This window comes from Candidatus Defluviilinea gracilis, from assembly GCA_016716235.1.
In the GTDB taxonomy this organism is placed as follows: domain Bacteria; phylum Chloroflexota; class Anaerolineae; order Anaerolineales; family Villigracilaceae; genus Defluviilinea; species Defluviilinea gracilis.
Window position 1 is genome coordinate 1,688,691 of the sequence record JADJWS010000001.1, and the last position, 24,426, is coordinate 1,713,116.

At 54.5% G+C, this 24,426-nt stretch carries 23 protein-coding genes; 19 read left to right on the forward strand and 4 right to left on the reverse strand.

Translation table 11 applies throughout. The features are described 5' to 3' along the window. Positions 1–28: 28 nt before the first annotated feature. From IPM31_07925 to IPM31_07935, 3 genes are read right to left on the reverse strand one after another with little or no spacing between them, the layout of a single operon-like run. Positions 29–1,507: an LCP family protein gene (locus IPM31_07925; protein ID MBK9006909.1), complete on the reverse strand. Its 1,479-nt coding sequence runs from the start codon at positions 1,505–1,507 to the stop codon at positions 29–31. Next, positions 1,504–2,361 (reverse strand): LysM peptidoglycan-binding domain-containing protein, encoded by an 858-nt coding sequence (locus IPM31_07930; GenBank protein ID MBK9006910.1) that lies wholly within the window; start codon positions 2,359–2,361, stop codon positions 1,504–1,506. Before IPM31_07930 ends, IPM31_07925 begins: the two co-directional genes overlap by 4 nt. A gap of 3 nt (positions 2,362–2,364) precedes the next feature. Beyond that, positions 2,365–4,785 carry a GAF domain-containing protein gene (locus IPM31_07935; GenBank protein MBK9006911.1) on the reverse strand — a complete coding sequence of 807 codons (2,421 nt, stop codon included), beginning with the start codon at positions 4,783–4,785 and terminating at the stop codon, positions 2,365–2,367. A gap of 17 nt (positions 4,786–4,802) precedes the next feature. Between IPM31_07935 and IPM31_07940 the strand changes: the two genes are divergently transcribed. The 16 genes from IPM31_07940 (at position 4,803) to IPM31_08015 (ending at position 19,785) form a co-directional block, all read left to right on the forward strand. Further along, positions 4,803–6,185, forward strand: a complete 1,383-nt coding sequence (locus IPM31_07940; protein ID MBK9006912.1) for a tetratricopeptide repeat protein — start codon at positions 4,803–4,805, stop codon at positions 6,183–6,185. A 22-nt stretch (positions 6,186–6,207) separates the two neighbouring features. Continuing rightward, positions 6,208–6,843, forward strand: coding sequence for a hypothetical protein (locus IPM31_07945; GenBank protein MBK9006913.1), 636 nt, complete (start codon positions 6,208–6,210; stop codon positions 6,841–6,843). A gap of 162 nt (positions 6,844–7,005) precedes the next feature. Continuing rightward, positions 7,006–8,370, forward strand: coding sequence for a tRNA (N(6)-L-threonylcarbamoyladenosine(37)-C(2))-methylthiotransferase MtaB (gene mtaB / locus IPM31_07950; GenBank protein ID MBK9006914.1), 1,365 nt, complete (start codon positions 7,006–7,008; stop codon positions 8,368–8,370). Continuing rightward, positions 8,351–9,229: a bifunctional methylenetetrahydrofolate dehydrogenase/methenyltetrahydrofolate cyclohydrolase FolD gene (gene folD, locus IPM31_07955; protein MBK9006915.1), complete on the forward strand. Its 879-nt coding sequence runs from the start codon at positions 8,351–8,353 to the stop codon at positions 9,227–9,229. Before mtaB ends, folD begins: the two co-directional genes overlap by 20 nt. 152 nt (positions 9,230–9,381) lie before the next feature. Then, complete coding sequence (locus tag IPM31_07960; GenBank protein ID MBK9006916.1) at positions 9,382–11,376, forward strand: serine/threonine-protein kinase; 1,995 nt, start codon at positions 9,382–9,384, stop codon at positions 11,374–11,376. 238 nt (positions 11,377–11,614) lie between these two features. Continuing rightward, positions 11,615–12,184 (forward strand): translation initiation factor IF-3, encoded by a 570-nt coding sequence (locus IPM31_07965; GenBank protein MBK9006917.1) that lies wholly within the window; start codon positions 11,615–11,617, stop codon positions 12,182–12,184. A gap of 125 nt (positions 12,185–12,309) precedes the next feature. Then, positions 12,310–12,537, forward strand: a complete 228-nt coding sequence (locus IPM31_07970; GenBank protein ID MBK9006918.1) for a 50S ribosomal protein L35 — start codon at positions 12,310–12,312, stop codon at positions 12,535–12,537. A 116-nt stretch (positions 12,538–12,653) separates the two neighbouring features. Further along, complete coding sequence (gene rplT, locus IPM31_07975; protein MBK9006919.1) at positions 12,654–12,995, forward strand: 50S ribosomal protein L20; 342 nt, start codon at positions 12,654–12,656, stop codon at positions 12,993–12,995. Positions 12,996–13,134: 139 nt separating this feature from the next. Beyond that, positions 13,135–13,698, forward strand: a complete 564-nt coding sequence (locus IPM31_07980; protein MBK9006920.1) for a macro domain-containing protein — start codon at positions 13,135–13,137, stop codon at positions 13,696–13,698. After that, positions 13,695–14,534, forward strand: coding sequence for an RNA methyltransferase (locus tag IPM31_07985; protein ID MBK9006921.1), 840 nt, complete (start codon positions 13,695–13,697; stop codon positions 14,532–14,534). Before IPM31_07980 ends, IPM31_07985 begins: the two co-directional genes overlap by 4 nt. Before the next feature lie 14 nt (positions 14,535–14,548). Further along, positions 14,549–15,034, forward strand: a complete 486-nt coding sequence (locus IPM31_07990; GenBank protein MBK9006922.1) for a hypothetical protein — start codon at positions 14,549–14,551, stop codon at positions 15,032–15,034. Then, on the forward strand, positions 15,031–16,242 hold the full coding sequence (locus tag IPM31_07995; GenBank protein ID MBK9006923.1) for a DUF711 family protein: 1,212 nt from the start codon (positions 15,031–15,033) through the stop codon (positions 16,240–16,242). The genes IPM31_07990 and IPM31_07995 overlap by 4 nt, the downstream gene beginning before the upstream one ends. A gap of 11 nt (positions 16,243–16,253) precedes the next feature. Beyond that, the gene (locus IPM31_08000; protein MBK9006924.1) at positions 16,254–17,534 is read left to right on the forward strand and encodes a hypothetical protein; all 1,281 of its coding nucleotides are present in this window, start codon (positions 16,254–16,256) and stop codon (positions 17,532–17,534) included. Positions 17,535–17,623: 89 nt separating this feature from the next. Further along, a complete protein-coding gene (locus tag IPM31_08005; protein ID MBK9006925.1) occupies positions 17,624–18,058 on the forward strand; it encodes a hypothetical protein in 435 nt (144 codons plus the stop codon). 1,020 nt (positions 18,059–19,078) lie between these two features. Further along, complete coding sequence (locus tag IPM31_08010; protein ID MBK9006926.1) at positions 19,079–19,354, forward strand: type II toxin-antitoxin system prevent-host-death family antitoxin; 276 nt, start codon at positions 19,079–19,081, stop codon at positions 19,352–19,354. Next, complete coding sequence (locus IPM31_08015; protein ID MBK9006927.1) at positions 19,351–19,785, forward strand: type II toxin-antitoxin system VapC family toxin; 435 nt, start codon at positions 19,351–19,353, stop codon at positions 19,783–19,785. The genes IPM31_08010 and IPM31_08015 overlap by 4 nt, the downstream gene beginning before the upstream one ends. A gap of 143 nt (positions 19,786–19,928) precedes the next feature. On the opposite strand, the gene IPM31_08020 is transcribed toward IPM31_08015, so the two are convergent. Further along, positions 19,929–21,734, reverse strand: coding sequence for a hypothetical protein (locus tag IPM31_08020; GenBank protein ID MBK9006928.1), 1,806 nt, complete (start codon positions 21,732–21,734; stop codon positions 19,929–19,931). Between the two features lie 165 nt (positions 21,735–21,899). On the opposite strand from IPM31_08020, the gene IPM31_08025 reads away from it, so the two are divergent. The 3 genes from IPM31_08025 (at position 21,900) to IPM31_08035 (ending at position 24,382) form a co-directional block, all read left to right on the forward strand. Continuing rightward, entirely contained in the window at positions 21,900–22,565 is a 666-nt protein-coding gene (locus IPM31_08025; protein ID MBK9006929.1) for a hypothetical protein, read from the forward strand. 417 nt (positions 22,566–22,982) lie between these two features. Continuing rightward, positions 22,983–23,672 (forward strand): phosphate signaling complex protein PhoU, encoded by a 690-nt coding sequence (gene phoU / locus IPM31_08030; GenBank protein MBK9006930.1) that lies wholly within the window; start codon positions 22,983–22,985, stop codon positions 23,670–23,672. Positions 23,673–23,932: 260 nt separating this feature from the next. Further along, a complete protein-coding gene (locus IPM31_08035) occupies positions 23,933–24,382 on the forward strand; it encodes a hypothetical protein (GenBank protein ID MBK9006931.1) in 450 nt (149 codons plus the stop codon). Positions 24,383–24,426 lie beyond the last annotated feature (44 nt).

Below are 24,426 nucleotides of genomic sequence, written 5' to 3' on the forward strand. Positions count from 1 at the left end.
GGAAATAGGGAAGCGTCTATCAAAGCGTTTATTGCCCCAAACTCTCTGGTTTGAAGCATGGTTCGTAATCGTACCCTAAAATCAAAAGGAAGTTCGAGCCGCTGTTTGGGTCTGCGCCGGAGATCAGGCTGTTTGGCGGTAATCCCATCACGCTGAGGATCGGGGCGCTAAAGGCGGTATCCTGCACAATGGTCTTATCGATCAAGACCGACGAGCCATAGTCCTGCCGGTCGGAGGGGATGATGCGGGTTTCGTAGCCGGCGTAATTGAGACGCGTCGCCGCGAGCGTTTCATAACCGGGGATGGAGGTGCCGTTCATCACCTCGATTGTGACTGCCTGCCTCTCTGCGACCTTCACCGGAGGGGAGAGCGCTTCGGTAATCAATTGCGAGAGCCGGTCTTTGTCTGGCAACAACACGTACGCTCCTCCGTCGGTGATCCATGAGCTAACGTAAGGCGGGCGAATGTAGTAACTGCGGATGTCGGCATTCGTCATCTTGGGAGTGTAGACTGAGAGTTGTAGAAGATCTCCCAAGCCCAGATCGGTCTCAACCGAATCCTTCAGGTTTTCGTACAGTTCAGGGATGCGGGTCAGCGTTCCGGCTTGCAAGGCTTGGGTGAACAACGCGCGCAGGACTTCCTGTTGCCTGCGCCCGCGGTCGAAATCATTCGATTTTTGGCGCGAGCGGGCATACCACAGGGCAAGGTCGCCATCCATGTGAATGACGCCGGGCTCGGCGGTGTGCAAGTACCAGTTGTTTTCATTTTCAGGGTCGTAACTTGGGTCGATCAGCCGCCAATCGGTGTAGGCGCATGAGACGGGCACATCCACGCCGCCCAGGGTGTTGACGATATCGGAAAAGCCGTTGAAGTCTACGAGGGCAGTGTGATCGATGCGGATGCCGAGGTTGTACTGAATGGTTTCCTTGAGCAAGCCGGGTCCGCCGCCGGGGTAGTCGGTGGATTTCCCAACCTGATACGCCGTGTTGATGCGGTTGTTTTCAAAGCCCGGGATCGAAACCCACAGATCTCGCGGAATGGAAATAAGCGAGACCTGTCCCTCGGTGGGGTGCAGGATCGCAATGACCATGGTGTCGGTGCGCGTCGAACCGGTAAGAGAACGGCGATCGGAGCCGATCAGCAAAAAATTGATCGTATTTTGCCCATTGTTGAAGATCTGACTATCGAAGGTCGGTTGTGGCGCAATGGTGTTGTTCAACACAACTGCGTCGATGGTGGGGAGCAGGGTGGGAGTCTCCGGGGGCAGGGATGATGTGGCAAGGGCTGAATCAGCCGCACTGGTGAGAAGAAGCGGGTCGTTCGCGGGAATGAAAAAACTTGTCGCGCCGAGCGGCAACGGCTGGAAGGGAGTCGGGGTCGCGGATGGATTGGGCGCGGGCGTCACCAAATCGAAAAACGAGGAAGGTTGGGTCGGCGACGGCGATGCGGTTGTCCCACACCCGGCGAGCAACAGTGTCGCGAGTATGATCTGTCGGCTGAAGTTCATGGGGAGGGCGATGGCGAAGGGAATGGGGTGAGAGATGGCGTGACTGTGGGCGCGGGAGGAACGGTGTTTGTGATCGTCGGTTGAGACGATGCCGTTGGCATAAATGTTGCGGTGAGGGTAGGCATTTGGGTGGCAGTGGAGACGAAGGTTTGGGTCGGGGTTGGCGAGGCGGTAGAGGTGGAGAGGCGAATGGTCGCCGTTGCGCCGGGGAGCGGGGTGAGTGTGGGGATGTTGGGAACCCATAATAACTGCCCAACATAAATAGTAATGGAAGCGCCCATGCAATTGCCTTGTTGTAACTGCGGGTAGGTCAACCCATACGCGAGGGCGATGCGGTATAAATTTTCGCCGGGTTGCACGACGTGTCTCTTCACCCAGTTAAATGGCGGACTGCACGTGACAACGACGGCGGTCGATGCCACCGGCGGAACATAGAGAGTTGCGCCGAGTTGTAAGTTCACCGAGGCAAGGCAGTTGGCGTTCTTTAAAGCGTCTTCGGTGGTGGCGTATTTTTGCGCGAGGGTATAAATGGTATCGGCAAAAGAGACAACGATGGGAGTCCAGCCGCTTGGGGGCGGCGGGCAGGTGGTGGCTGAAGGCGCAATGATCGTAAACGTTGCCGCTGGCGTGTTTGTCAATGCGGGCGCGCTGGTCGAGGTTTCAGACGAGGTGGGGAGCGGAAGCAACGTTGGGGTGAAAAGGGTCACAGGCGCGGTGGGTGAAATAAAGACGGGAATCGATTGCGTGGGCGGCGAAGCGGATTCGGCGATGGCGAGCGAAACTCCCCCGATAACCAGAACGATGGAAACGATGGCGATGATGACGCCTCCCCCCAACTGGCGCAAGGCTTGCATGGATCAAATCTCCGGCACACGCGAGAGGATGTTTTTGGCGATCGGCAGGAGCACGCTGAAGGTCGAGCCGACGCCGGCGTCGGTCTCTACCCAAATTCGTCCGCGTTGCGCTTCGGTGAGGGTCTTGGCGATCGACAGCCCCACGCCGGTATCGCCGACACCCTGGATCAAGACATTATCGGCGCGATACAAACGCGTGAACACGCGCGAAAGATCCTCGGAGGGGATGCCTCCGCCGGAATCCTTGACTTGGATCAGGACGTATTCGTCTCCGCCTTCCGATTTCGTCTGCACGCGCAAGTGGATGGAGCCTTCCACCGGGGAGGCAGAGCCGGCATTTTGCAGGAGGTGGATCACAATCTGTTGCAGGGCTTCGCGGTCGGCATGGATGGGCGCCATGTTTTTCGGCAGGTCGAGATGCAGGGAAATATTTTTTTCCCTTACCTGACTGCTGGTATACGACATGGCATTATCGATGATGAGGTTTAAGTCTACGGCTTCGGGCTTGAGTTCATTTAGCCCGGTCTCGAGCGTGGTCACCTGGATGAGGTCGTCTACGAGGTTGCCGATGCGCTCGGTGGAGGCTTTGATACGCTCGACAAATTTTCGCTGTAACGCGCCGAGAATGCCGACCGATTCGCCGAGTAGCAAGTCGGTATACCCCACAATAGAGGACATGGGCTGGCGCAGTTCCTGTGAGATGGACGCGACCACTTCGGCTTGCTCGCTGGGTCGCGCAATAGTGGCTGAACCCATTTCCAGTTCTGCCACGCGCATATTTGCCCCCGCCAGTTGGTTTTGCAGGCGGGCAATTTCTTCCAGCGTCAGGCGCAACTCGCCTTCCACTTGTTGCGAGGCGCCCACATGTCCCTTGCCGGAGCGCAACGTTTCATTTTCCTGTTTGAGGCGCTCGATGGCTTTTTGCGAATCTTCCTGCATGCGGGTGAGCGCCGCCAGGTCTTCGGCTTGCGATAATCCCTGCGCGGCGTCGGCGCGCACTGCTTCCATTTGTTTGAGCAGGTCTTCATTGCGGCGTTCGAGTTCGAGAATGCGATCCTGCGCCACATCGAGCGCCTGCCGTGTTTGTTCGCCTTTTTGTTCGAGCGAGGTCATCTTGTTTCCGCGCTGGATGATCGGAACGAGCGCGACCGCAATGTTGGAAAGGAACGCCTGGTCTTCCGCGCTCCACAGACGGTTGGAATAGGGTGAGAGCAACAGCACGCCGCCGAGGGAATCTTTCTCCGGCGTGACGATGGGCACGCTCAAAATGTGACCTGGGCTTGCCAGCCCGAGCAGGTCGCTCAACCCTTTGATATCGGCTGATGTGCTGGATGACGGCAACCGCAACGGACGCCCGCGTTGCAGGGCATTGGTGAGCATGGGGATCATGCTTTTGTTCAGGCTTCCACCATCCAAATTTTCCTCGCGGATGAGGTCGTACCCGCTGGCGACCTGAATCTGATTCTTGTTATCGGTAAGGTAGATCAAAAAACACAAGTCGGCAAGCATCGTCTGCGCGATGGCGCGGGTGATGGCTTGGCTCAACCGGTCCACGCTTGATTCACCCGCCAGGGCAAGCAGGGCGTGGAAAGTTTTCGGGTCGGTGCTGTAGCGGCGGCGTTCGTCCACTGGCGCATGCAGTTTGACGGAGATCGGCCCCTTGGAGGGAGCGGGAAACCTCTGGGGCAGGGTGGTCAATAATGGAAACGCCGCAATATACATCAGCCGAACCGCGCCGGGAAAATTGCCATCGAAACGCCCCAAAACGACATAAATCACATGCCCAGCGATCGCAAGGATCAAGAATGCCAACCCATAGACCGCACCGTTCGGACGGCGAATGGCTAACAACAATAAACCGAATGAAGCGGTGGCAATGCTTGCCAACTGCCAGATGCCGTCATTGGTGGTGCGGTTATAGTCGGGGCGGGTGAAATCCTGCGCGTACGCCACGAGGCTGAGCCCCAGCGCGGCGATCAGCAGAACGCTTGCCAGCCCGGTGATCGCGTCGGCGGCGCGGCTTGGCTCGGGAAAATTCCACAGCCAGATCACCCATACTAATGAAAAGAGCGTGATGGCTCGATCCAATGGGGGAAGCACAACTGAAAAATTGACCAATCCGCCGTTGCCTGCCAACGTCACCGCAAAGAGGGCGATGCGCGCGATGAACAGCAGGGCAAGCCCAAACATGGTGCGCCGCGCCTGCGGGAATTCGCTCGACTTCCAAAGCAAATACGCGGAAGCCAACGCCCAGATCACCGAAAACAACAGCACGAGATGATAGATCAAACTCCCGCTGGGTGTGGTGAAAAAATTGAATGTGTTGGCAATTAAATCGAACATGACAATGACGATTATATTCCAGTTGGCGGTTTCCGGAGCAACCGCCAGAGTTACAGGAACGTTAACGTCGTTTAAATTCACGGGCTATAATTCCACACATGTCCCGGGCAGGTCTGCGTATCACCCTCGTTCTTCTCTTAATTCTTCTTGCGGTTGCCATCCCAATCCTTGTGGACGGAAACTCGGAGATTCGCAAAGCGGCTGAGGCGCAGTCATACCCCGAGATGGCGGAACATTATGTGCGCGCGGCTCAGCGGTTACCCTGGCGAACCGATTTGTATGAACTCGCCGGGCATGCTTATTTTCACGACCGCGATTTTGCCCGCGCCGATGCCATGTATCGCGCCGCCCGCGAAAAAAACGCCCTCACCCCGGCGGGCTGGGCGGCGTGGGGCGATGCCAATTTCTTGAACGACAATACGGAACGCGCCATTGAAATCTGGAAACAAGGACTCGAGCAGACTGAATTTTTACCCGGGCTGTATCAACGGCTGGCGTATGCAATGGAAGAGCAGGGAAAATTTTCTCTTGCGGCAGATTATTTTCAAGCCCACCTTGAGCGCGACCCCGACGATGCCGCCGCGCATTACCGCCTCGGGCTGTTGTTGACGTTGACCGACTCGCCCTCCGCGTGGACGGAACTCCTCGCCGCTTCACAACTGGACCCTCAATTTGACCCGCCAGCGCAGACTCTGCGTTCCGCTTTGAGTTTGGCGTCGCTGAGCGAAGCGCCCTCCGAACAATTTGTCATCCTCGGCGCCGGGCTGGGGTTGGTGAATGAATGGCAGTTGGCGCGCGCCGCATTCGAATCCGCTGTGCAAGCGGATGAGTCAAACGCCGAGGCGTGGGCATGGTTGGGGGAGGCGAGCCAGCACACAGGGTCGGAGGGAAGCGAGGCGTTGGATCGCGCGTTCCAGTTGAATCCCAACTCTGCGGTTGTCCGCGGGTTGCGCGGGTTGTATTTCGAGCGCGTCGGAAATTATTCGCAAGCGCTCACCGAACATCAAGCCGCCGCGTCGCTGGATGCGGACACCCCCGAGCGCTATTTCGCGCTGGGCAACGCGTACGCGCTCAACGGCGACTTGATCCGCGCGTTGGAGGCCTATCAATATGCCGCCAGCCTCGCGCCTGAGGATGCCAACGCCTGGCGCGCGCTCGCGGAGTTTTGCGGCCGCCTCGGTATTCACTTGAACGATATCGGCATCCCTGCCGCGCAACGCGCTGTGGCGCTCGACCCGAAAAACTCCGCATCGGAGGATACGCTGGGCTGGCTGTGGTACCTCAATGATGATTTTGAAACCGCCGAACGGCACCTGCTCACCGCCCTCGAACTGGACGCGCAAAACGCGTCGGCTCATTTGCATTTGGCCATGGTCTATTTACAGACGAATGACCGCGCTCGCGCCCTCGATGAATTTACCCTTGCCCGCGATCTGGGGAACGACGAAGCAGATGCGTACTTGAAGCAATTTTTTCCATAGCCGCCATGATACAATCCCAATCGTGAAAAAACTCGTCCCTCTGGTATCGTTCCTTGTTTTCCTGGCTGGGTGCGCCTCCTCACCGACCGCCACCGCGCCGCCCCAGCCTTCGGGAACAGTGTTGTTTCAGGATGAATTCGAATCAAACGCCAGCGGATGGGATCGCCTTGCCAACGACGGCGGCATCATGGATTACGATGAGGGCGGCTATCGCATGTTGATCCGCCAGCCGCAACTCAATTTCTGGTCGACCCCCGAGTTGAATTTGCGCGACGCCCGCATTGAGGCGGATGTGACCAAACTCAGCGGTCCAGCCGAAAATCGCGCCGGCGTGATGTGCCGCTACCAAAACGGCAATTATTATTTCTTCATCATCTCGAATGACGGCTATTACGCCATTGGTAAGTTTGTCGGCGGGCAGGTAACTTTGCTTGGGCAAAGTGAAATGCAAGCCTCCGAAATGATCCAGCCCGATTCCGTCAACCACCTCCGCGCCGACTGTATTGGCGACTCGCTTGTCTTCTATGTGAATTATCAATTGACCGCCGGCGCAAGCGATGCCGAACTGGCTACCGGGGATGTGGGTCTGCTGGCTGGCTCCTTCACCCAACCCGGCGTGGATGTGTTGTTCGATAATTTTGTGGTGATGCAACCGTAGGTAGAAAGTAGAGAGTAGAAAGTAGAGAGTAGAGAGTAGAGAGTAGAAAGTAGTCTTTTGCCGTTTTCCACTTTCCACTTTCTAAACATTCAACATCTAATCATCTAATCATCTAATCTCTAATCATCCAATCTCTAATCATCTACCCCCCCCTGTCCTTTTATGAAAATCTACCTCGACACCATCGGATGCAGACTCAACCAAGCGGAGATCGAACACATGGCGCATGGATTCCGCTCGGCGGGGCATGAGATCGTCGCGTCTGCCGAACTGGCTGAGATGGCGGTGGTCAACACTTGCGCGGTGACGAACGATGCCGTCTCCGTGTCGCGCGGCAAGATTCGACAGATCGCGCGCGCGGGCGTGACTGACATCGTGGCAACAGGTTGTTGGACGACACTCCAACCCGAGCGCGCGCTTGAGCTGACAAATGTCACACGTGTCATTTCAAATGATCGCAAGGATCACCTTGTTGCTGATGTTCTTGACCTTCAACCTGAAACCTTTGACCTCCGACCTGATCCTTCGACAAGCTCAGGACAAGCCTTCGATCTTGAGCCTCTCACTCGCATCCCGCTTCCCGGTCTTCATCGCCGCACGCGCGCCTTCATCAAAGTGCAGGACGGTTGCAACAATCAATGCACGTTTTGCATTACCACCGTCGCGCGCGGCGAAGCGCGGAGCCGAACCGTCGCTGACGTGATCCAGGATATTCAATTCGCGCTCGATGGTGGCGCAAAAGAAATCGTTCTCACCGGCGTTCATCTCGGCTCGTGGGGTTATGAATTCGAGTCGCATCTCGCTGAACTCATCAAAGCGATTCTTCATCACACAGATGTCCCGCGCTTGCGACTCTCCTCGCTCGAACCCTGGGATTTGAACGCGGACTTCTTTTCACTCTGGGACTCTTCGACTTCGCTCAGAGCAAGTTCTCGCCTCATGCCGCACTTGCATCTGCCTCTCCAAGCGGGGAGCGACTCGACCCTCAAGCGGATGCGCCGCAACACCACGACGAATTCGTTCCGCGAGTTGATCCAATCTGCGCGCGAAACGATTCCTGATGTTGCTATCACAACAGACATCATCGCTGGCTTCCCCGGTGAAACGGACGAGGAGTTCGCTCACACGCTTGATTTTGTCAACGAGATGAACTTCGCCGGTGGACATGTGTTCACGTACTCGCCTCGTCCCGGCACAGGGGCGGCGAAGATGAAAGGGCAGATCCAGTCCGAAGTCCGCAAGAAACGGAATCATATCTTGCACGATGCGCTGGAAGAATCCGCAAAATCCTACCGCGAGAAATTCATCGGGCAGACGATGTTCGTGCTGTGGGAGTCCACATCCGAGATGGGCGAGCGCGGCTGGCTGATGGAAGGGTTCACCGAAAATTATCTGCGCGCGCAGGCGTTCGCCGAATCGCCGCGCTGGAACGAGATCGACCGCGTCGCTTTGACCGATTGCGAATCGAATCAAGTGCGAGGCGAAATTTTGAACGAGGAAATGATCCATGACCGCACAACTCATTGACGGAAAAATGATCGCAGGACAGGTGCGCGAAGAGGTCGCCGCGAAAGTGGCAAAACGGATCGCCGCAGGAAAATCCAAACCCACACTTGCCACCGTGCTGGTCGGCGACCGCGCCGACTCTGCCGCGTATGTTGCCTCCAAACAAAAAGCCTGCGCCGAGTTGGGCATGGGTTCGGTCAGCCAGAATTTGCCCGGCGATATAGCACAGGAAGAATTGGAACGAATCGTCGGATCATTGAACGACGATAAAACCGTGCATGGGATTCTCGTGCAACTTCCCCTGCCATCGCATTTGAATGAAGAGCGCATTCTGCAACTCATCAGCGTCGAAAAAGACGTGGATGGATTCTCGCCGATCAACATCGGTCGGCTGGCGCAACGAGGGCGCGAGCCGTTATTCGTTCCCTGCACGCCATACGGATGTCTGTATCTGCTCGATCAAGCCGGCGCGCAGATCGAAGGCGCAAACGCGGTTGTGCTGGGCAGGTCGAACATCGTTGGGATGCCGGCGGCGTTGTTGCTCATGTCGCGGAATGCCACAGTGACGGTCTGTCACTCGCGCACAAAAGATTTGCCCACCCTAACGCGCATGGCGGATATCCTCATCGTTGCCATCGGCAAAGCCGAATTCGTGCGCGGCGATTGGATCAAACCCGGCGCGGCGGTCATCGATGTAGGCATCAACACCAAGCCCGACGCGACGAAGAAGAGCGGCTACCGGCTCGTGGGTGATGTCAATTTTGACGAAGCGAAAGAAACGGCGGGTTTCATCACGCCGGTGCCCGGTGGGGTGGGACCCATGACGATCGCCATGCTCATGCGGAATACCCTGCGAGCCGCTGAAATTCAGGACCCGTAACGTGCGCTTGAACTTTCTCCATTTCCTCAAAAAAATTCCACATTGTCTGCCCAACCCACGCATAAAGGACTTTCCCAGTGAACTCCAACGAATCGGCTTTTAACAGGCTTTTGCACTTTTTATCACAACAGCGTATTTGATATACTTGACCCATGTCCCCGGAGAAGGTAGGAAGATACAAGATCAAGTCGGAACTGGGGCGCGGCGGCATGGCAACCGTGTATCGCGCCCTCGACCCCAGTTCCAACCGCGAAGTGGCGATCAAAGTATTGCCCCGCGAAATGATGCATAACTTGCTCACCCGCTCACGCTTCAAGCGTGAGCTTAAGTTGATTGCCACCCTGGAACACCCCGCCATTGTGCCGGTCTACGATGTGGGAGACGACGATAGCCAGCCCTACTTCGTCATGCGCTACATGTCCGGCGGCTCGCTGACCGAGATGATCAAAAAGGAAAAGTTTTCACTACAAGACGCCGCCTTGATCATCGAACGACTCGCCGCCGCGCTCGACCACGCGCACGCCAGAAAAATCATCCATCGCGACATCAAACCCGATAACGTGCTTTTCGACGGAAGCCACAACCCATACCTTTCCGATTTCGGCGTGGCAAAGTTAACCGAATCAGCCATCTCTGCCACCGGGGAGGAAGTGATCGGCACCCCAGCCTACATCAGCCCCGAACAGGCGCGCGGCGAAGCCGTTGACCACCGTGCCGACATTTACGGACTTGGCGCCATCCTCTACGAAATGCTGACTGGCAACCGCCCCTTTAGCGGAGAAACCGTCATCGGCATCGCCCTCCAGCACGTCAACGAACCTGTTCCGAATATTTTAAAAGAAAGACCCGACCTGCCGCCCGAAGTCGACGCCATCATCAAAAAAGCCCTGGCAAAAGACAAGACCCAGCGCTACAACACCGCCCTCGACCTCGCCCGCGCCTTGAACCATGCCGCCTTTGGCGATGAACGCACCATCCCAGCCATTGTGGGACTCAGCGACCGGCGCGCCACCCCCCGCAGAAATTTTTGGATCGGCGCCACCCTCGCCTTATTGATCGCGCTCATAGGGATCTTCGCCTTTAGAGGACAAATCCCCTTTCTGGCGCCCGCCTCCACCCCGACGGGAAGCCTGGTCGCTAACCCTGCCACGATTGCCCCAACCGACACGCCCGCTCCCTTGCCAACCCTCACGCCTGCCATAACGCAGATCACGCCAACCGTCCCACCCCCGCCCGGCAACGCAGACCAGATCGCCTTCCTCTCCGGAAATGAGTTGTACTTTATGAACCTCAACGGCGGCGGGCTGATCCAGATCCGCACCGATAATTCCTCCAAATCGAACCTGCAATGGATCACCGGAAACCGCCTCGTCTATCTGTCTCGTAATTGCGCCTTCATGGTGGATGGCGCGACAAAACAAGTGGAACAGCTGGCGTGTTTCAATCTCGACGAAACGCTCGAGGGATTTCGCGTATCCCCGCGCGGCGATTATGTGGCGATCAGCATCCAACGCACCTTGAACATCCTGCCCTTTGATATCGAAGCCTTGAAAAAGATGGACACGCGCTTCAACCTTACCGCCCGCAGGGACAATTGTTTTTTTTCCGCATTCCCGTTCCGCGATGTTCTTTGGTCGAAAGATGAGATGCGCCTCGCCGCCCGCATCGTGGATACGGAACTGGTCAATTCAGATCAGATCGTTTTATTCAGCGCTGATGTTCTCAATTGCGCCAATGTCGGTCTCACCCGCATCGACAAATTCCCAGGCTTGAACTTTGCCTTCACTCACAAGGAAAGCCTGAAGACCATCGCCAGTTATGATTGGAACGGCGATACCCTCTTCCTGTTGAATGATTCCGTTCGCAACGACGGCTTTGGCGATCTGTATCTGTACGATAGCGCGACCCGCCAGGAGACGATCATCAACCCGATCGATGGCGACTGCTGTTATCGCGATGCCCGTTTCAGCCCGGATGGGAAATTTATCTTGTTCATCTTCCAGCGCTTCGACAGTAACGATATGGGAATGTATTACGCCTCGCTGGAGGATATTCAAGCGGGCAACCCGCTCGCGCCCATTGAACTCCCCAACGCATTTTTCGCCCCGCGCGATAAGCCTCAACCCGCGTTGAGACCCGCGCAATAAACATCACTCGCCCCGCAATGAACCTTTCGAGGGCAAGTTGGTTGCGCGGAGGGCGAAGGAACTGTAAAAGCGACAACCCGTCTTCGCTTCGACTTCGCTCCGCTCGCGCGGATAGCCTCCTCATAGTATTCGTAATGGCGCAAGCGTCATTTTATTGACGATTCCCCGACGGGCATGGTATCATTCGCCCACTTTAACCCAGCCGTTGGCTGGATTTGTCATGTAATAGGAGAAGCATATCAGCGCCGCAGAATTTCGAGTTAATGAAGGTATTCGGGTTCCCGAAGTCCGTTTGATCGGTCCCAACGGTGAAAACGTTGGGGTGGTTTCGATGAAGCAGGCGCTTCAAATCGCCCGCGATGCCGAGTTGGATGTTGTTGAAGTCTCACCCAACGCCACTCCCCCCGTTTGCCGCGTGATGGATTTTGGCAAGTTCATTTATGAGCGCGCCAAGAAGGAACGCGAAGCGAGGAAGTCGCAAACGAAGATCGAGGTCAAAGAAATTCGCCTGCGCCCCAAGACCAATGAAGCGCACCGCGGTTTCAAAGTGGACGATGCCCGTCGCTGGTTATTGCACGGCAACAAGGTGCGGGTGACGATCAAGTTCCGTGGGCGCGAGATGGATTACCCCGAGATCGCGCTGGAAGACCTGAAAGAGATCGCCGCGGCTCTCGCGGACGTCAGCGTGGTGGAGGCGGCGCCTCAGATGGAAGGGCGAACGATGCTCGTGGTGCTGGCTCCCAGCAAAGGCGGCGCGAAAAAGAAGGAGAAGGGCGAACCAGCTGTCCCTGAGAAAGAAGCGTCGTGAGGTGTGCGGACTTAAGTCCGCAATCCGAAGCGCTACGAGTAAGTCCCAAAGATTGAGAAAGTCCGCGGGCGAGAAAGTTTAGTCCCGCGGTTTTTATTGCAAATTTTTGAAAGGAGATATAGCGAATGCCTCGCAAAGCAAAGGCTAAAGGTAAGTTGAAACTCAAGACCCACAAGGCAACGTCGAAGCGTTTTCGTTTGACGGGCTCGGGCAAACTAATGCGCACCAAAGGCGGCAAGAGCCACTTGCGCCGAAACACGTCGAAGCGCACAAAGGCGCAGTTGTCTGAGATGCACGATGTGAAGGGTCGCAAGATCATCAAGCGCATTAAGCGCCTTGCGCCGAATATGTAGGGCAAAATTAATTTTGCCGTACGTCGTATCCAAATTTTTTAGTTGCGGCTTTCGGGTGTACACAACTGTCACGCTAATCGCTTGACGACGCCCGCGAGTTTGCAGGAGAGTAGAACATGAGAGTTAAAGGTGGACCTCAGGGGCACAAACGTCATAAGAAGATTTTGAAGATCACGAAGGGACAGCGCGGCGCGAAGAACCGTCTGTTCAAGCGAGCCAACGAGGCAATGCTGAAAAGCCTGTGGTACGCGACCCGTGATCGCCGCGTGCGCAAGCGCGACCTGCGCAAGTTGTGGATCGCCCGCATCAACGCCGCGGCTCGCCTCAACGGAACCACATATAGCAAGTTGGTGGCGCTGTTGAAGAAGGCGAACATCGAGCTCAACCGCAAGATGTTATCCGATATGGCAGTCCGCGACCCGCAGGCATTCGCCGCAGTGGTTGCGATGGCAAAATAAAGCAATTAAGCAAAAGAGCAAATTAGCAAATTAGCAAGAGAGCAAATTAGCAAGAGAGCAAATTAGCAAGAGAGCAAATTGGCAAGAACGTCCGATGAGGTGATAAATCTCGTCGGACGTTTTGTTGTAGAATAGCGGCATGAATACCGTCATTGTTGAACGCGTCTTGCCGACAGGTCAGATGATTCAGATCGCACAAGGCGACATCACAATTGAAAATGTGGATGCCATCGTCAACGCGGCGAATGAGAATCTGCAACACGGAGGCGGAGTGGCGTGGGCGATCTCGAAAAAGGGTGGAGCGGCGATTCAATCCGAATCGGATGACTGGGTTCTCCAGCACGGACCCGTCTCCCACTCACATCCTGCGTGGACCTCGGGCGGGACTCTGCCTGCGAAATTCGTCATCCACGCTGTGGGTCCCGTGTGGGGCGATGGCGATGAAGATAGAAAATTATCCGATGCTGTGACAGGTTCCCTGCGCGTCGCGGATGAATTGAAGTGTTCTTCGATTGCCCTCCCCGCGATTTCAACGGGCATCTTCGGCTTTCCAAAAGACCGAGCGGCGGGGATCATTTTTTCGGCGATTGAAAAGTATTTTGAGGGCAATACATCAAATTTGAAAATCGTGAAACTTGTTTTATTCGATCAATCGAGTGTGGACGTGTTTATCAACTCATGGAATGACAAGTGGGGACAATGATCACTTCAAATCAAAACTCGAAAGTAAAACTTGTCCGCGCATTGCTTGGACGCGCAAAGGAACGCCGCGAGGCGGGGATGTTTGTTGTGGAGGGTGTGCGATTGATTGAAGAAGCAGTTAAAGGAGACTGGAGACTGGAGACTGTTTTGTACGATGACTCGTTGAGCGAGAGAGGAAAGTCGCAGGTCGAAAGTCTCAAGTCAAAAGGAATTGAGGTGGAGGAAATTTCCACCGACTTGATGAAATCCATCAGTGAGACCGAAACCCCGCAAGGCATTCTCGCAATTCTCCAATTCTCTAATCCTCTAATCTCTACTCCTCTTGACTTTGTCCTCATCCCCGACCAAATCCGCGACCCTGGAAATCTCGGCACTCTGCTCCGCTCCGCCGCAGCGACGGGTGTGCAGGCTGTGTTGATTCCGCCCGAAACGACAGATGCCTTTGCGTCGAAGGTGTTGCGGGCTGGCATGGGCGCGCATTTCCGTGTGCCGATCCGTGAGATGGGGTGGGAGGAAATTGAGCAAGTGTGCAAATTGGCATATGAGCAAGGAAGCAAATCAGCAAATCGAGCAAATCGAGCAAATGAGCAAATGGGCAAAGCGGCGAATATGCAAATCTTGTTGGCGGATATGAATGGAAAATCTTGCTGGGAGACTGATCTTCGTCATCCGTTGGCGTTGATCGTCGGCGGTGAAGCGGAGGGGGCGAGTGAACAGGCGCGCAAAATAGCAAATCAGCAAATCAGCATTCCGATGGCGGGGAATGTCGAGTCGCTGAATGCGGGGGTGGCGGGGTCGGTGTTGATGTTTGAGGTGGTGAGGCAAAGACTTTCTTAACAAGGAGTAAATCTATGACTTGGCAAGATATTTTGAGTCTATTTGAAAATGAATTTGTGAAACTCTTGGCTTCAGGAATAATTGGGGGATTTACAGCACATTTACTGAGTATTCGGTTGTTTGGAATCCAAAGGAGAATTGAAACACAGCGCGAATTTCAATTGAAGAGATTAGATGCGTTGCGAGATTTACGATCAACTCTACACTGGCTTCGCAGAGATATTACCTTTAATTGGGAGAGACCAGCCAAAGAAGGTCAAACACCTGATGAGTACATGTTTGAATTAATGAACAAATTCAATTATTGGGAGACATTATTTCTAAACGACAAAGATATGTCTAACACTCTTAGATTATTCAATTCACTCATTGGAGCAAGTCACGATGAGTTTCATGGGGATAGCAAAATATTCAAAAAATCACTTGGGGAAATCATTATTGAAATCAAATCTTCCGTTGATCAAAAAATTGTTGAAATTGATAAGTTGATAACTAAATGAAAATCCGTTCAGTAACTTATTTCTGCAATCCCAAGTATCCACTCGAAGAAAAAGTCCTGCAAAAGGCGGGAAAGTTTCTTGCGGAGGCGAAGTCTGCGTACGAAGCGGCAGGCTACGAAGTGCAGACCGTGCGGCTGGCGACGATTCCTTTCCCGAAGTTGTTGGGCGATGAGAATATTGGCAAACTGATGGAGTTGACGAATCAAATCACGGGAGCCGTCGAGAAATATGGCGTCAGTTATGTCTCGCTGGGACCCGCCCTGCCCGAGTCGCCGCGCAGTTTTGAAGTGATCCCCGACGCGATCTTCGTCTCGAAAAATGTTTTCTTCGGCGGCGTGATGGCGGATAAAACGCGCGGACTGAATCTCGCCGCGATCCGCGCGTGTGCGGAGGTGATCGTGAGATGCGCGCAGATCGAACAGAACGGATTCGCCAACCTGCAATTCGCCGCGCTGGCAAACGTCCCTGCGGGCGCGCCGTTCTTCCCCGCCGCGTATCACGACAAAGATAAACCTGCTTTCGCCCTCGCAACCGAGTCCGCAGACTTGGCGGTACAAGCGTTTGAACATGCAAAGACCATCGAAGAGGGACGAAATAATTTAACCAGCGAGATCGAAAAGCACGGAAAGAAACTCGCCAAGATCTCGAATTCTCTACTCTCTAATTCTCGAAAGTTTTTGGGTATTGATTTTTCCCTCGCCCCCTTCCCCGACGATGCACACTCGCTTGGAAACGCGGTCGAAAAAATGGGCATCCCAAAGATCGGATTGCACGGTTCGCTCGCCGCGGCGGCGATCCTCACCGAAACCATTGACCGCGCAGACTTCTCTCACACAGGCTTCAGCGGATTCATGCAACCCGTGCTGGAAGATTCCGTCCTTGCGAAACGCGCCGCAGAAGGGACGCTCACCATCAAAGACGCGTTGCTTTACTCCGCTGTGTGCGGAACGGGACTGGACACGATTCCGCTCGCGGGAGATACGACGGCTGAACAACTTGTGCCGTTGTTACTCGACCTTTCCGCGCTGTCGTTGCGACTCGACAAACCCCTCACCGCGCGGCTGATGCCCATCCCTGGGAAGAAGGCAGGGGAGGAGACAAGTTTTGATTTTGGTTTCTTCGCTAACAGCAAGGTGATGAGCTTGGAAAGCGAACAACTGCGCATTCCATTTGATAGTTCGGAAACTTTTGAAATCAAGAAGAGATAACCGAGGAAGATATGCAAAAGATGTTTGCCGTTCTTATTATTTCTACGTTCATGATGGTTTCCTGCGCCGCGCCGACGCCTCAGCCCACGCTGACGCCTGTCCCCACTTCGACGCGTACGTCTGTGCCGACTGTCACTGCCACGCCCACGCTGAGACCTCCCACCGCATCCGAGCCGTTATGGATTCAAAACGGCGACGAACTGTTGATCTTTGATCCCGCCGCAAACGGATGGAAGCCTGCTGTGCCAGCCGCGGACACGGCTCTGCCCATCTACAACGTCAGCGATGGACAACAAATAATCATTGTTGGCGATGCGTGGCTGGCGATCTCAAGTGTGGATAACAGCGGCGATATGCAGACAGTAACAACAGCGGATGGCCGCAAGTGGATGTGGAGACAAGATGGGTGGAACAAGGCAAAGACCCAGGTCGAGTACTGGCTCAACGAGGACGGCACGACGAAGCCTGGGGAGGTGATCCCGGCGGGGTGCCTGCAGGTAGAGGGAGAGGATACCTGTGTGCTAAGGGCGGAGGCATCGCCGCAAGTGTACGAGGGACTACTCAAGGTCATCTACAACATTGCGGTGAGCTTTGGGCAGAACCCTGGCGGGTTTTATCATAAGTCTGGCGATTACTTTAAAGATAAGCAGGCGGTGGCGGAGGGGGCGGAGGAGTTTGTCAGGGCGTGTATGGCAGGGCAGGCGTTTGGCGACCTAATCAATATCAATAATTTCCCACAGATGACGCCTGAGGAGTTACGGCTTAGCGAGGAACATGATTCGAATCAACTACCCGCAATGGTGTATGCCGTGCCGTTTGATGCCAAGATAGACTGCCGCAATATCGGCCTCAAGCTCGTGACCAACGAGGAGATGGAGGCGATGTGGGACAAGGATATGCTTGAGGGCTGGTGGTCAACAGTTGGGGATATGTGGTGGGCAAGGTTTGAGGCGGTGCCACTAAGTGATGGGAGCGGCCGCTCACGGATAGTCTTGAGCCTGGGGAGACTCGAAGATAGCACGGAGGCTATGAGTATTTATCGACTCAAACCAGGAGAGACGGCGGAGACGATGTATGATAACCTGGGGCTTTATCGGTTTATCACGGCGCTTGACCCGGTGCACGGGACGCTCTCGATCCAGTCGCCACGCGGCAAGCGCACGAGCAGGTACGTTTCGCTGCTCGAGCAGGGCGCCAATCGCGATCCTGAGCTCTTTAAATTTAGAGGAGCGGAGGCGTTGCAGGCATACTTGGACAAGTACTGGGGCGGGGGGATTGCGGAGGATAGGTAGCGAGCGGGGGTTTGAAAGCGGGTAAAAATATGTATATAGTGGGATAGGTGAGGCGAGGGATAATAGTCTTATTAGCGGTTGCGGCAGTTATGGCTGGGCTTGTGGCCTATGCCCTACTACGGGGGACGTGGATTGCGGTCGCTCCCCAGGCGGGGCGCTATAGCCTACACCTCTCATGGGGGAGACTAGTATTTGCGAGCGGGCTCGTGGCGGCTTGGACTGGAGGAGTGCCGAGTGTGAGAGAGGTGAGGGTAACCATACAGGAGGGGAGTGGGACGACGGACAAGTGCATACGGGTCGAGCGTGGGTTGCCCCCGCTTTACTGTGTAAAGAATGAGGGAGGGGAGATCACGGTGTATGTGGACAGTGCGGTGTGGGGACGGGTCGGAGCGGACAAGGCACAGCTTGGCATCAACCTGCTCATGGGAGAGATACTCTACAACACAATAGGGGGCGGGGAGGATAAGTACTGGAGCCTCTATAACCGACTTGAGCCTGTGATGTGGATAGTGGAGGCAAGATGAGGCGAGTACTCTCTGTGATAGTGGTTGTTATAGCGCTCCTCCTTGCGAGGGGCGAGCGGGCGAGTGCACAGAGCTGCTCAGGCTCGACTTGGTGTGGTGAGTACAAAGACACAATTTGCGACTGCGCCAATGCCAAGCTAACACGGATGGACTGTGTGCCTAGCGCAGGAGCCTGTGGGGAGTATAACTGCGATGGCGATCCTGGCTCGTGCTGGTGCAGTGGGACGTGCAACTGGACTGGGGGCGGGGGCGGTGGGTCGTCGTGCCCAGGGGAGTGCAGGCAGGGGTTCAGTTGCGGGGTGGGATACTCGGGAGCGTCTGGCTGTAGCGGGCAAGGGCCAGGAGGAGGGTGCAAGACCAACCAAGTCTGCTGTGCTGCCAACTCGTGCGGGAGTGGGGGAGGAGGCGGGGGATCTGTAGCGTGTGTTGCGCCGCAAGACTGCCCATCAGGGACAGTCAAGAGCGCCACGGTCAAATCTGCGGTATGTCAGCCATTGTGTGGGGACAATGCCTGGGGGACGGGGGGGAGTCCAGGTACCGCCCAGAGTTATACGGAGTGTTGCCAGTGGGAAGAGACTGGTGGGGGTAACTGCTCGTGGGAGCCGTGCCCGACCAAGAATAACCCCAACAAGATCTGCAAGGTCTGTGATCCTGTAGAGACGTAGTGCAAAAAGGAGACGGTCACGACTTACGAGTGTATCCCAAGCTGTGTTGCACAGAACCCCAGTGCCGTCACGCCTCTTGATGGGGCAAATATCGGCGGAACGGGCGTGACGCTCGACTGGAACGCCGTCACCTCGTGGGGGGGCGTGTGACACAGCCCGCCAATACGAGGTGTTTGTTGATACGGTGCCGACCCCAACCACGATATACGGAGTCAATGAAGCCTTGCAAATCAAAAGGCGTTAATGTTTTGATGAGTGATCAAGCATGAATGAAGTTGGTCATTTGAGATAATAGGTCAGTGTAAAGCTTCATGCGGCTACTTGGTGTATAATGTAGCCACATCAAGGAGTTGCCATGAGCGAGGTTAGAGTTGGTACGCGTGAATTAAAAAACAAATTGAGCGAGTATATCCGCCGCGTCAAGAAGGGACAGACCGTCATCGTGACCGAACGCGGAAATGTCGTTGCCCAACTAATCCCTCCCCAGCAAACCATCGAAGAACGCGTCTGGGCAATGGTGGATGCGGGTCTGGCTGATTGGAACGGGAAGAAAATGACGCCATATCAGCCAAAAGTCGTTAATCGGAGCGGTACGTTGGTGTCGGATATGATTCTGGAAGATCGGAGATGATCGTCTACTTCGATACCAGCGCTCTGGTAAAGAGATATTTGCGCGAAACCGGTTCGGACAAGGTCGTCGCTTTATTGAACGAACCCGACCACTTTTTTGGCAGCAGTGTAATTACAAAGGTGGAAATTTCCGCCGCATTTCAGAAGGCAGTTCGGATGGACATTGTTTCATCAGCGATGGCGACGGAAATTTGGGATGACTTTCTCAATCATTGGCAGACATTTACCCGCCTGCACGTTACGGCGGGGATCATCGAAAGGGCAAGCGATATTGCATGGAAACATGGATTACGAGGATATGACTCGCTTCACCTTGCGGCCGCGTCGCTTTGGCAGGAAACGCTCGGCGTGACGGTTGCTTTTGCCGTTTTTGACCGCGATCTTCGCCTAGCCTGTCTCAAGGCAGGAATGAATCCTTGGCCCGCAGAGTAGGATCAACAAGAAATGTTTCAAACCCAAAAACGATGAAAGAAGAAAGAGGAAAGAAGAGACGACGCGTCTTTCTTCTTTCCTCTTTCGTTATCCTTAACTCCTGCTCAACCACCCCACTACCAAACTATCCAACTACCAAACTATTAAACCCTCAACTTCCACAACGTAAACGGATCGTCGAATCCCTTCACGTTGTTCGAAAAACGACTCAACACATCGGGCTTGAGGCTTTGCGAAAGGAACTCCTGCACTTCGGGGTCTTTGTAGATTTCCTCCGTGAAGATCAATTCGCCGCCTTGAGAAAAGCCCGGCAGGCGCGCGGCGATGTTGACCGTCGAACCGAAATAATCCAAGCGGTCATTCAAATTGACAACGATGCACGGACCCTTGTGCATTCCCGCCTTCAGCCAAAGCATCGGCTCGCCGCGTTCCATGATCTTCACTTGCGCCTTCCACACCGCGCGCAACGCGGCAATGGGATGACGGAACGCCGCCATCACCGAATCGCCCATCGTTTTGACGATCGCGCCTCCCTCCGCGGCGATCTCATCCTCGAGCAATTGGAAATGTTCGCGCACGCGACCGAACGCCGGCGCGTCGCCGATGTTTCGATACAGACGAGTCGACTCGCGCAAGTCGGTGAACATCAGCGTGATCGAACCGACAGAAATTTCCTCGCCCGGTCGAATCACTTCGGTGGCGAACAGGTCGCGGAACACTTGCAACGCGGTCACGTCGGCGGCGGTGGCGGCTTGGTCGCCCCACGACGCGCGCTCAAGCTGAAAGGTAGAGTCGGCATCGGTGGCGTTGATCAGGTTGAGGGTCGGAAGAAACGAGACGCGTTGTTCTTCGGGGGGCCATCCAAATTGAGTCACGCGCAAGTCTGCTTTCGATGCCCCGTCCGCATCCGCAAAGATGGAAACAGAACCGCTCGCGTTTGATGCTCGCATGTTGTAACGCCCCGGTTCGAGATGCACATCCACAGGCAGTGAACGCAACGGCGACAAACTTTGCGACATCACCACATGCGGTTGCAATTGCGGGCTTCCCACGCAAAACGCGGCGGCGTAATCAATCGCGCGCACCGATGCGTTGGGGCGAAAGACCACTTCGATGTTGTGATCGAAGTTCGCGCGGAAATCAATCTGGCACGTGTTGCAATGCGAGTCGCCCCGCACGTCGGCGAGGTTGCTATGCCCCTCGGTGATGCCGCGGCACGATGGACACAACAGATCCCACGACATATCCACGATGCCCGCGCGTGTGGCGCGTAAAAACATTTCGAGCACGGCGCGGCGATTCGCGCGAAGCGACCACGCGTCGGCAAGCGAGTACGGGCGTATGCGTTGGATGGACAACTCGTCGGCATGATCAAGAAACTCTTCGAGACGATTCACCAATTCGGGATTCGTGCCCTGCTTCACCACCGCTTCACTCTGGACCTTGAACCTGTTTCGCCCTCCCGAGCTTAACGCGCGCTGACGAGGCATCTCCGTCAACGATTCGCCGCGACTGATGATCGCGTCGTATTTGCGGAACGCGCGCTCGAAGCGATTCTTCGCAATGACGCCGATCCCGAACGGGATTCCAAGTTGGGCAAGGATATTCCCGGTGATGAATGTGGAACTATAAGTGATGCGTGTCCCGCCTTCGGGCAATGGAGTGAAGTTGGCGTTTGTCCGCATCTCATCCAGCGGACCTTTGCTGTAGCGGCGCGTGATGCCGAACGAGTACGGGTACGTCCACTCGAACGGCTCCTCCTCCCACACCACGCGGAGGATGGGAAGTTTCATCCGCGCCCGCTTCGTCCCTTTGACGTTGCTCAGCAGTTCCACCTCCGGCTGACCCGTGTCGCGGTTGAAGCGGTTCGTATCCGCCGCATATTGCCAGATCGCCTCGGGGGAGGACTGGATATCCCATTGCCAGGTGAAAGTGAATTCTTTTGCCATGTGTGTTGGATAAGGAAAGGTGGGATGATTTTACCCAAGAATCATTGCGGGAGGGTTAAGAAAGCGTTTCATTTCAATCTTGGTCAAATTGCTTGACAGGGCGCGACGATGAAAATACAATGCCATAAAGTAGCGGATTGGTTTTATACGAAATCGGGAGGAGCGATGAGCAAGAAGAAAAAGACGCCAGTGAAAACTGATGTGAAGACCGAAACAAATAAGGGATGGAGTGTACCAATTTGGGTCGCTCTAATTACGGGAGTTGTTTCGATTATCGGTGTGTTATTTGCGTTTCCACCTTTTCAAAGAATGTTCGATCCAGAACCATCGCCAACCGCCGTACATACTGACTCTCCCGCGCCAACGAACACATTCACTCTCCAACCAGACACACCAGCGCCTGGCCTAACTTTCACTGAGACGTATACGCCGACATTTGCACTTACCGAAACATTCACGCCCACTGCAACATTCATGTTTGTCCCACCCACATCAACATTGACGCCAACATCAGGATTGTCAATTGGAATGCAAGTCAAAATCACGGCAAATCAATTCAGCGGACGCGCTCCACTCAATGTTACGCTCAGCGCCAAAGACTCGTTCGTCCGCGCGCCTGATGGCGCTATCTTCGAATGCAGAAAAAGCGGTTGTAGTTATATTTGGTATGTCTATTTCAACGGGGAACAATTTATTGATCCACAGAAAACAAACGGAACTCTTGAATTGAAACTGGAGAAGCGCGGCAATTATTTCGTCAGTGTCTACGTTTGTCACGGAGCCGACAGTCCCACCTGCGCCAGCGGTGGGACAGTGGTGGTTGTAGAGTGATTTCTTTCGAGACCCGTTCAGAAACGATATAACACGTAACTAAATAGGGAAACCAAGGCGGGCATGTATTGCTATCCGATTCTGTTCGCTGTTCGTTTTACCAATTGCATAATTGTTGTGCGTCCGCAAACCTCCTGCAAAGCACAAATCATGGAGTCCGTGCTATCCTGTGCGCATGGAAATATTCCTGGTCGCCGCAACATCAACGCTCATCATCGTCTTTATCATAGATACCTTACGCAAGCGAAGCGCCCACCTGTGCCAGCAGGCTGAGGTTGCAAAGCGGCGGCCGACGATCAGGAAATAGTTTCATTCTCTCCTCAGCGCGCAAGAGCCGGGTCTCCTCCCCGGCTCTTGTGCCGTTTCATGGGAAGGCGGGAAATCTGGCAGTATAATAGCCAAACGAAACGAGGCTGTATGCTCCGAAAAACCTTCGAGAATGAAATCCAACAACTCAAAGACGACGTGCTTCAACTCGGCTCGATGGTGGAGCAAGCCATCCTTGATTCAGTCGAGGCGCTGAAGAAGCGGGATGTCAAGGCGTCTGAAAAAGTTTTTATGGAAGATCAGCGGATCAACGAGAAGCGCTTTGAGATCGAAAACAAACTGATGGTCCTCATCGCCACGCAACAACCGATGGCGCGCGACCTGCGCTTGTTGGCATCCACCATGGAGATCATCTCCGAGTTGGAGCGCATGGGTGATTATGCCAAAGGGATTGCCAACATCAACATCCGCATGGGAGATGCGCCCCTGCTCAAGCCCTTGATTGATGTGCCGCGCATGGCGCAGATCGGCGCGGATATGCTCCGCCGCGCGTTGACCGCCTTTGTGAATGAAGATGTCGAAGCGGCAAAATCCATCCCGATCCAGGACGACGAAGTGGACGCGCTCTACAATCAGGTCTATCACGAGTTGATGATGTTCATCATCCAGGACCCGAAGACCATCGAACGCGCCAACTGGTTGTTATGGGTGGCGCACAACCTCGAGCGCGTCGCCGACCGCGTGACGAATATCTGCGAACGGACGGTGTTCATCGTGACGGGTGAGATGAAAGAGATCAAAGCGACGGATGACGAGTTTTGGAAGGGACAGCATTCGTGAGGCGGTAAGTGGTAATTGGTAATTGAACAGCGCGGATATCACTTGTTAGCCCGCTTGCTCCCACACTTATGGCGAAAACGCATATTACGAAAAACTCTACTTTTAGACCAAGGTATTCTTTCAGAAACTTCTGGGATGTAATCACGCTCGGTCTTCTTTTGTTCTCTACGGTCGTGTTCTACTATCTAAAAACTAGTTTTAGCCCAATGACTATATTTGGCTTAATAGTGCTTGTTCCTTTTGTAGTATGGGTGCTACATTTGTTAATCCGACGCATTGTCTTTTCTCAGTCTACTTTCTATATAGAAAAATATACTTGGCCATCAAAGAGAATAAAATATAGCGACGTCATTGATCTTGGATATACCAGTATTAAGACTCGAAACGGCGATGTCATTCTTGCTGGGATGAGCAACGCGCCCGAGTTAATCGAACAATTCCGCGAGCTCATTGAACAAGGCAAGATCAACAAGGGTCAAATTGAAAACAAACTTGTTCAAGAAGAAGCCACTTTCCGAAAATCGATCATTCCCGCTTTGTTTGTTTCCTTCATCTTGTGGGCCTTGATGCTATATTTCTGGCCATACCATCACCTCATTTTCAACGATGGTGGGATCTGGCTATTTCTTTTTGGTGTTTTGTTTTTGCTTGTGGTGATCTTTTTGGTCGTGCTACTGATTACGCAATGGCTATTCAAGAAAGCGGGCTAACACAACGCGCAAAACGCCGCCGAGAACAGCGGCTGAAGCAAGCA

Excerpts from the sequence above, each read along its gene's own strand:
- IPM31_08005 (MBK9006925.1), top strand. The coding sequence starts at position 17,624 with ATGGCTGGGCTTGTGGCCTATGCCCTACTACGGGGGACGTGGATTGCG.
- folD (MBK9006915.1), top strand. The coding sequence starts at position 8,351 with ATGACCGCACAACTCATTGACGGAAAAATGATCGCAGGACAGGTGCGC.
- IPM31_07925 (MBK9006909.1), bottom strand. The coding sequence starts at position 1,507 with ATGAACTTCAGCCGACAGATCATACTCGCGACACTGTTGCTCGCCGGG.
- rplT (MBK9006919.1), top strand. The coding sequence starts at position 12,654 with ATGAGAGTTAAAGGTGGACCTCAGGGGCACAAACGTCATAAGAAGATT.
- IPM31_07980 (MBK9006920.1), top strand. The coding sequence starts at position 13,135 with ATGAATACCGTCATTGTTGAACGCGTCTTGCCGACAGGTCAGATGATT.
- IPM31_08025 (MBK9006929.1), top strand. The coding sequence starts at position 21,900 with ATGAGCAAGAAGAAAAAGACGCCAGTGAAAACTGATGTGAAGACCGAA.
- IPM31_07985 (MBK9006921.1), top strand. The coding sequence starts at position 13,695 with ATGATCACTTCAAATCAAAACTCGAAAGTAAAACTTGTCCGCGCATTG.
- IPM31_07960 (MBK9006916.1), top strand. The coding sequence starts at position 9,382 with ATGTCCCCGGAGAAGGTAGGAAGATACAAGATCAAGTCGGAACTGGGG.
- IPM31_08015 (MBK9006927.1), top strand. The coding sequence starts at position 19,351 with ATGATCGTCTACTTCGATACCAGCGCTCTGGTAAAGAGATATTTGCGC.
- IPM31_07970 (MBK9006918.1), top strand. The coding sequence starts at position 12,310 with ATGCCTCGCAAAGCAAAGGCTAAAGGTAAGTTGAAACTCAAGACCCAC.
- IPM31_08020 (MBK9006928.1), bottom strand. The coding sequence starts at position 21,734 with ATGGCAAAAGAATTCACTTTCACCTGGCAATGGGATATCCAGTCCTCC.
- IPM31_07995 (MBK9006923.1), top strand. The coding sequence starts at position 15,031 with ATGAAAATCCGTTCAGTAACTTATTTCTGCAATCCCAAGTATCCACTC.
- IPM31_07990 (MBK9006922.1), top strand. The coding sequence starts at position 14,549 with ATGACTTGGCAAGATATTTTGAGTCTATTTGAAAATGAATTTGTGAAA.
- IPM31_08010 (MBK9006926.1), top strand. The coding sequence starts at position 19,079 with ATGAGCGAGGTTAGAGTTGGTACGCGTGAATTAAAAAACAAATTGAGC.
- IPM31_08000 (MBK9006924.1), top strand. The coding sequence starts at position 16,254 with ATGCAAAAGATGTTTGCCGTTCTTATTATTTCTACGTTCATGATGGTT.
- mtaB (MBK9006914.1), top strand. The coding sequence starts at position 7,006 with ATGAAAATCTACCTCGACACCATCGGATGCAGACTCAACCAAGCGGAG.
- phoU (MBK9006930.1), top strand. The coding sequence starts at position 22,983 with ATGCTCCGAAAAACCTTCGAGAATGAAATCCAACAACTCAAAGACGAC.
- IPM31_07940 (MBK9006912.1), top strand. The coding sequence starts at position 4,803 with ATGTCCCGGGCAGGTCTGCGTATCACCCTCGTTCTTCTCTTAATTCTT.
- IPM31_07930 (MBK9006910.1), bottom strand. The coding sequence starts at position 2,361 with ATGCAAGCCTTGCGCCAGTTGGGGGGAGGCGTCATCATCGCCATCGTT.